The sequence below is a fragment of the Flavobacterium flavipallidum genome, assembly GCF_038289905.1.
Classification (GTDB): Bacteria; Bacteroidota; Bacteroidia; order Flavobacteriales; family Flavobacteriaceae; genus Flavobacterium; species Flavobacterium flavipallidum.
The window spans coordinates 1-7898 of sequence record NZ_JBBYHU010000057.1 but is presented as its reverse complement, the minus strand read 5'-3'; the positions used below and the strand labels follow the sequence as shown (position 1 = coordinate 7898).

The window sequence follows — 7898 nt, the reverse complement described above, 5'->3', positions numbered from 1 at the left end:
ATCACACTATAAAAGAAAACCCCGTTTTTGACTCCTTTTGAGCAATTTCGGGGTTTGTTTCTTCTAATATAATACCTATTTTTATGAAAAACAATAGATTGAGGTATTATGAATATGCCTTTTCAAACTGTCTTCCTGAGCGGAGTCGAGGGATTAATATTTATTACTAGAATGTTCTCGACTGCGCTCGAACTGACATTAATTTTACTAACTCAGTTTCACAAAAAGATTACTGGCAATCTTATTCGAAATATTCAGGTGGTTTTCGTCAACTTTTATTCGAAGTGACAAATCGAAAGTTTCTTTCCCAATAATTTCAATGGTTGAACCTAAAGCAACTCCTTGTTTATCTAAATATTTTAAAAACTCCGAAGAAGTATCTTTTACCCCTACGCAAATACCTTTCTGACCTTCTGACAACTCCGAAAGTAATTGTTTATCCATTTTTGGCAGCTGTCCCTGAGCATTCGGGATAGGATCTCCATGAGGATCTTCGGTTGGATTTCCTAAAAAATCATCCAATTTATTAATCAGTTTTTCTGATTTTATATGCTCCAATTGTTCGGCAATATCATGAACCTCATCCCAGGAAAAACCTAATTTTTCCACTAAGAAAACTTCCCATAAACGATGTTTTCTAACGATCATTTTAGCTTCTAATTTTCCTTTTTCGGTAAGGCTAACCCCCTGATATTTTTTATAATTAACCAAGTCTTTTTCAGACAGTTTCTTCAACATATCTGTTACTGATGAAGCTTTGGTTTCCATCACTTCGGCAATGGCATTAGTACTTACACCCGAAGTCGAAACTACAGTTAAATGATATATTGCTTTAAGGTAATTTTCTTCTGAAAAAGTCATTGAATTACAAATTTTAGGTTGTAGATTTTAGGTATCTGAGATTAAAATCTTAATACTTGATACAACTTACTTAATACTTTTATTTTTTAACAATCAACAAAGGTATCGATATTTTATGCCTTAATTTATCTACCGTAGTTCCAAAAACTAAATCTTTGAAACCGGTATGTCCGTGTGTCCCCATTACCAAAATATCAAAACCACCACTATTCACTTCTCTAGGAATTACTTTTGTGGGTTTTCCAAAACCTAACTTGACATTTACTTTAAAACCGTTTTTAGAAAGTATTTCTTGGTATTCTTTTAATAATTTTTCATCAACTAAAGTTTCGTGGTCGTCAATATGTTCTCCATAAACCATGGCTCCAACAGTTTCTACTACGTGAATTAAAGTATAATTGGCTTCAATTCCACCTAATTCAAAAGCACTATTCAAGGCAATTTCATCGGCCGAAGAAAAATCAACCGAAACCGCAATATTCTTTTTGGTATAACTTTCTGATTTGGAAAAATGAAGTTTCAAATGATGTGGCGAATGATTGTGAAAAGCAATTCTGGTTTTTGTTATAAAAGGTTTGAACACAATGTAAAGCAACAAAACTAAAAAGCCAAAAGCCAATGGAACAACAGTTAACCACAAAATAATAGGATTTTGGGATGCTTCCAGCCAACCCTGAATTTCATCAAAAACCAATTTTGCATTTAGCGAAACAATAATGGTTGCTATAATCCAGGAAGCTATTTGGGTTATTTTTCCAATATGAAAACCATTCATTTTTTGCGCATCACTCACAAAATGAATCAGTGGAATAATCGCAAATCCTAATTGTAAACTCAAAACCACCTGGCTAAAAATCAACAGCTCGCCTGTAACTTCTTCGCCAAAAATACTGATTACAATAACCGCCGGAACTATCGCTATCAATCGGGTTAAAATACGACGTACCCATGGTTGGATTCGTAAATTCAAATATCCCTCCATTACAATTTGTCCCGCCAAAGTTCCGGTAACCGTCGAACTTTGACCAGCTGCAATCAAGGCCACAGCAAACAAAATAGGCGCCCACTTAGTTCCCAATAAAGGCTGTAGAAACTTATGCGCATCCTGAATTTCGGCCACTTCATGCATTCCGCTTTTATAAAATGTAGCTGCAGCTAAAATTAAAATCGCCGCATTGACAAAGAATGCCAGATTCAATGCAATAGTCGAGTCAATAAAATTATACTTCAAAGCCTGTTTTATTCCTGCTGGCGTACGGTCAAACTTTCGAGTTTGTACTAAAGAAGAATGTAAATATAAATTGTGAGGCATTACCGTAGCACCAATTATCCCAATGGCAATGTACAGAGCCGTATCTGTAGGCATCGATGGAATTAGTCCTAAAACTACTTTATCCATTTCTGGCTGGGCAAAAATCATTTCGAAAACAAAAGAAACTCCAATCACACTAACTAAAGTAATTATGAAAGCTTCCATTTTTCGGATTCCTTTATTAATCAAAAACAATAATAAAAAAGTATCTAAAACTGTGATTAAAACCCCTTCAATCAATGGAATACCAAATAATAGATTAATCCCGATTGCCATCCCTAAAACCTCAGCTAAATCACAGGCAGCAATGGCAATCTCCGCCAAAAAATACAGAATATAATTGATAAAAGGAGAATAGGTTTCACGAGAAGCCTGAGCCAAATCACGCTGGGTTACAATTCCCAAACGGGCACTTAAACTTTGCAACAACAAAGCCATCATATTACTCATCAATAAAACCCAAAGCAAGGAATACCCAAACTGACTTCCGCCGGCAATATCAGTAGCCCAGTTTCCTGGATCCATATAACCCACACTAATCAAATAGGCAGGCCCAAAAAAAGCCAATATCTTTTTAAAAACTGATTTTTTATCCTGTGTTAAAACCGACTGATGTACTTCTTCAAGTGACTTTCCCATATTGTATTTTAAATGATTAAGGCAAATGTAATTATATTTTTTTGTTAGTTAAAATATAATTTTTAGATTTGTCTAAAAATTAAAATAAACTAATCTAAAATATAGTTGTGAAAAACCTAATTATTATCTTTTGTATTCTATTTAACGCCCTTTCTTTTGCGCAAGCTACCTTAAAGGGAAGCATTTCCTCAGAAGGTGAACCACTTCATTCTGCCAATATCTATTTGAAAGAAAATAAAAAAGCAACATTAAGTAATGAAGAAGGTCAATACACAATACCTCAACTTTCTCCCGGGACGTATATAATTACAGCCAGCTATACCGGTTTAAAAAGTCAAAGTAAAAAAATTACAATCTCTGAAACTACTACTGTCATAATCAATTTTGATTTAAAAGAAAACAACACTTTGGATGAAGTAGTCGTTACTGGAACACTTAAACCCGTAAATCGACTGGAAAGTTCTGTTCCGGTTGAAGTGTACAAACCTGGCTTTTTCAAAAAAAACCCAACAGCCAATATTTTTGAAGCACTTCAAAATGTAAACGGCGTTCGCCCGCAACTCAACTGCAACGTATGTAATACAGGAGATATCCACATTAACGGATTAGAAGGACCTTACACATTGGTTTTGATTGACGGAATGCCCATTGTCAGTGGGCTATCGACGGTTTATGGTTTATCAGGAATTCCAAATTCATTATTAGAACGTATCGAAATCGTAAAAGGTCCCGCTTCATCGCTTTATGGAAGTGAAGCTGTAGGAGGATTGATAAACATAATCACCAAAAACCCTAAAAATGCGCCCGTTTTTTCGGCAGATGCCTTTACTAATAGCTGGGGCGAACTCAATGCCGACTTAGGTTTCAAAGGAAACATCGGTAAAGCAGCTTCTGTACTAACAGGGGTAAATTATTTTAATTACAGTAACCCAATAGATAACAATCATGATAATTTTACTGATGTAACACTTCAGGATCGAATTTCGGTGTTTCAAAAATGGAATTTCAATAGAAAAAACAACAAACTCTTCTCCATGGCGGGACGATTTTTTTACGAAGACCGTTGGGGAGGCGAAATGCAATGGGAAAAGAAATACCGCGGCGGAGACGAAATATACGGAGAAAGTATTTATACCAAACGCTGGGAATTACTAGGTGCCTATGAATTGCCTATCAAAGAGAAAATGTTATTTTCCTTCTCCTACACCGACCATGATCAAAATTCCGTTTACGGAAACACTCCTTATCTGGCACAACAGCGCATCGGTTTTGGGCAACTCACCTGGGACAAAAAAGTAAACACGCATGATTTGCTTTTTGGAACAGCATTGCGCTACCAATTTTATAATGACAACAGCCCCGCAACCGTTGAAAAAGACATTAACTGGATTCCCAGTTTGTTTATTCAGGACGAAATCTCATTGACTGAAAACCACAAAATTTTACTTGGAGCGCGATACGACTACAATAAAAATCACGGCAGTATCTTTACACCGAGATTGGCCTACAAATTAAAAATCAATGATAATAACATTTTAAGATTCAATACCGGAACCGGTTTTAGAATCGTGAATCTTTTTACCGAAGAACACGCTGCATTGACCGGATCGCGCGATGTAATCGTATTAGAAGCCTTAAAACCAGAACGTTCCTATAATGCTAATTTGAACTATTTGAGAAAAATGTATGTAGGCAACGGCAATTTCATCGGACTGGAAACCACAACCTGGTATACTTATTTTACCAATTCCATTATTCCGGATTATGACAGTAATCCAAATCAGATTATTTATAAAAATTTAAATGGTTATGCGGTTACTAAAGGAATTAGTACCAATATCGATATGGTGTTCAATTCTGGTTTGAAACTTATTTTAGGAGCAACTTACATGGATGTTTCCAAAACCGAAGACGGAATTAAAACCCGTCAAATGTTAACGGAAAAATTCACCGGAACCTGGGCAATTTCCTATCGCTTAAAAAAATGGTTCTTGGACATTGATTACACCGGAAACATATACGGACCGATGCGTTTACCAACATTGGGAGATTTAGACCCAAGAAAAGATCACTCTCCTACCTGGAGCATTCAAAATATTCAATTTACCTTCAATAAAATTAAAAATATCGAAATCTATGCCGGCGTAAAAAACCTGTTGAATTGGACTCCTAACAAAGGAAACCCGTTTATCATAGCCAGAGCCAACGATCCTTTTGATGATAATGTAAAAATCTCCAACGGTAATACTAATGACCCTGAAAATTATGGACAAAAAGGAAATTTTATCCCAAATAGCCAGGTAGTCGACACAACAGACAATCCTTATGCTTTAACTTTTGATCCCGGCTACGTTTATGGCCCGAATCAGGGTATCCGAAGTTTCTTTGGCTTGAGATATACCTTAAAATAAAAATGAAAAAACGAATCTTCATAGTACTAATTTTCTTTTGGACAATTCCTTCGGGTTTTGCCCAACTGAAATCATATACTTTTGAGGAAGCAGTCCAATTAACCAAAGAAAACCCAAAACCTATTGTCGTTTTCATTCATACCAATTGGTGTAAATACTGCAAAATGATGGAGAATTCCACTTTTAAAAATCCTGAAATTATCTCCATACTCAATGACAACTTTTATTTTGTCCCATTAGATGCCGAAACCAAAACAGATATTAGCTATGAAAATCATACTTTTAAATACCTCCCTAATGGTCAAAATACAGGAATTCACGAATTGGCTACAGCCTTAGCAACTCTAAACAACGAGGTTAGCTACCCCACAATTACAATTCTGGACAAAAAAAATAGTATTTTGCTTCAAAAACAATCTTACTTAAAAACGAAAGAACTAATTTCAATACTGAAAAAAACACTGGAATTAGCTATTTTTGAGAAGAAATCGTTCCCAAATCCATGAAACACTATCATTATATTTTTACCGGATCCGGTTTAGCCGCTTTAATGACGGTGTACAAAATGCTGCAATCTGGAAAATTTGAAGATAAAAGCATTTTACTTTTGGATGAAAATCCAAAAAAATCGAATGACAGAACTTGGTGTTTTTGGAAAAAAGAACAAAGTATTTGGGAAGAAGTAATTGCTCAAAAATGGGATTCGGCTTTGTTTGCCAATCAAAATTTCAAACGCAATTTAGATTTAGCTCCTTATCAATATTGCAAAATTCAGGGATTGGATTTTTATCATCTGGTTTTTGAATTGATTTCCAAACACCAAAACATCACTTTTCTAAATGAAAAGGTAACAAACATCAACGAATTAGATACTCATGTTTATGTTGCTACAGAAAAAGAAGCATTCACTTGTGACCAAGTTTTTAACAGCATTTACAACAAAGCTGCTGTAACAAACCAGACTAAATATCCGGTTTTACAGCAACATTTTATTGGTTGGCGTATAAAAACTGAAGACGCAATTTTCAATCCGGAACAAGCTACTTTTATGGATTTTTCGGTAACTCAAAAAGGTAATACCCGTTTTATGTATGTGTTGCCAAGCTCTAGCACCGAAGCTTTATTGGAATACACCTTGTTTTCCCATACGCTATTAGCAAAAGAGGAATACGAAACCGAGATAGTTAGCTACCTACAAAAACTCGGAATAGCTGATTACAAAATCATCGAAAAAGAACAGGGTAGCATCCCAATGACTTGTTATCCATTTTGGAAAAAAAACACCAAAAGAGTACTCAATATAGGCACTACCGGCGGATGGACCAAAGCCAGCACGGGTTATACTTTTAAAAATTCCGATAAATATTCGACACGATTAATTTCTTTTTTACAAAAGGAAACCGATTTTAGAAAATTCCACCGCAAAAACAAATTCTGGTTTTACGATTTGCTTTTGTTAGATATTTTAGACCGTCAAAACGAGTTGGGCTCCCGTATTTTTTCTTCGATATTTAAAAAAGGAAATCCGGCATTAATTTTTAAATTTTTGGATGAAGAAACTTCTCTGAAAGAAGATATAAAAGTGATTTTAAAATGTCCAAAATTGCTTTTTATAAAAGCATTATTCCGTTCCGGTCGTTATTTATAAAATAATCAAATTTATTTTCCCTAACCCTAAAGGGATAATTTTGATGAATTTATAAATAGACTTAAAAAGTAATTAACAAGCTCGTAACATCTATCAAACTATAACAAAACTTTATAATCCAAGTCATAGAGTTCGTTAGATTCTTCGTAACTTTGCGTATTCGAAAATTATAACTATAAAACACAGAAGATATGTATCCACAAGAAATGGTACTTCCAATGCAGGCTGAATTAACAGCAGCCGGTTTTCAAGATTTACACAGTGCACAAGACGTAGACAACGCTATCAAAGCTGAAGGAACAACATTAGTAGTTGTAAACTCAGTTTGTGGTTGTGCTGCAAGAAATGCACGTCCGGGAGCAAAAATGAGTTTAGAAGGTGCTAAAAAACCGGATCATTTAATCACTGTTTTTGCAGGCGTTGACAAAGAAGCTGTTGATGCTGCCAGACAACATATGTTCCCTTTTCCTCCATCTTCACCATCTATGGCATTGTTCAAAAACGGAGAATTGGTTCACATGTTAGAGCGTCATCACATTGAAGGTCGTCCAGCTGAAATGATTGCTGAGAACTTACAAGATGCTTATAACGAATTTTGCTAAGACTTTTGTTTAACCACAAAGGAAACTAAGTTTTTTCGCAAAGCGTACTAAGAATATTTACCGCAGATTCACAGATTTTAATGTGAATTTGCGGTTTTTTATTTTAAACCATTAAGAGATTTAGGGAATTAAGGTTTTGTTTAGCCGAAGATAAAGCAAAGTTTTTCGGAAAGAATTACAAAAATTCTTAACTAAACTTAATGCCTTAATGGTTAAAATTAATTTGTAAAAATCTGTGTCCCGATAGCTATCTGGATAGTGGTGAAAAACAAAAAAAGCTACAACATCAGTTGCAGCTTTCTATAGGCACATTCAGAAGTAATCTATCTTTTGAATAAAAATTAAAGAAAATGACCGATTTTAGATATCCATTATCGGTCATTTTTGCTTTTTGAGATTTTTCAAGATATAGTTTCGGCTAAAAA

The 7898-nt window shown here is 34.9% G+C and carries 6 protein-coding genes; 4 read left to right on the top strand and 2 right to left on the bottom strand.

The window, feature by feature from the left end; translation table 11 throughout:
• Positions 1-207 precede the first annotated feature (207 nt).
• Positions 208-861: a metal-dependent transcriptional regulator gene (locus AAEO59_RS16200; RefSeq protein WP_341701790.1), complete on the bottom strand. Its 654-nt coding sequence runs from the start codon at positions 859-861 to the stop codon at positions 208-210.
• Between the two features lie 79 nt (positions 862-940).
• Entirely contained in the window at positions 941-2812 is a 1872-nt protein-coding gene (locus AAEO59_RS16195; protein ID WP_341701789.1) for an Nramp family divalent metal transporter, read from the bottom strand.
• Between the two features lie 107 nt (positions 2813-2919).
• Between AAEO59_RS16195 and AAEO59_RS16190 the strand changes: the two genes are divergently transcribed.
• The 4 genes from AAEO59_RS16190 to AAEO59_RS16175 all read left to right on the top strand — a co-directional run bounded on the left by AAEO59_RS16190 (position 2920) and on the right by AAEO59_RS16175 (position 7473).
• Positions 2920-5223 carry a TonB-dependent receptor gene (locus AAEO59_RS16190; RefSeq protein WP_341701788.1) on the top strand — a complete coding sequence of 768 codons (2304 nt, stop codon included), beginning with the start codon at positions 2920-2922 and terminating at the stop codon, positions 5221-5223.
• Between the two features lie 2 nt (positions 5224-5225).
• Complete coding sequence (locus AAEO59_RS16185; protein WP_341701787.1) at positions 5226-5729, top strand: thioredoxin family protein; 504 nt, start codon at positions 5226-5228, stop codon at positions 5727-5729.
• Positions 5726-6871 (top strand): lycopene cyclase family protein, encoded by a 1146-nt coding sequence (locus tag AAEO59_RS16180; RefSeq protein ID WP_341701786.1) that lies wholly within the window; start codon positions 5726-5728, stop codon positions 6869-6871. Before AAEO59_RS16185 ends, AAEO59_RS16180 begins: the two co-directional genes overlap by 4 nt.
• Positions 6872-7062: 191 nt before the next feature.
• Positions 7063-7473 carry a BrxA/BrxB family bacilliredoxin gene (locus tag AAEO59_RS16175; RefSeq protein WP_066328203.1) on the top strand — a complete coding sequence of 137 codons (411 nt, stop codon included), beginning with the start codon at positions 7063-7065 and terminating at the stop codon, positions 7471-7473.
• Positions 7474-7898 lie beyond the last annotated feature (425 nt).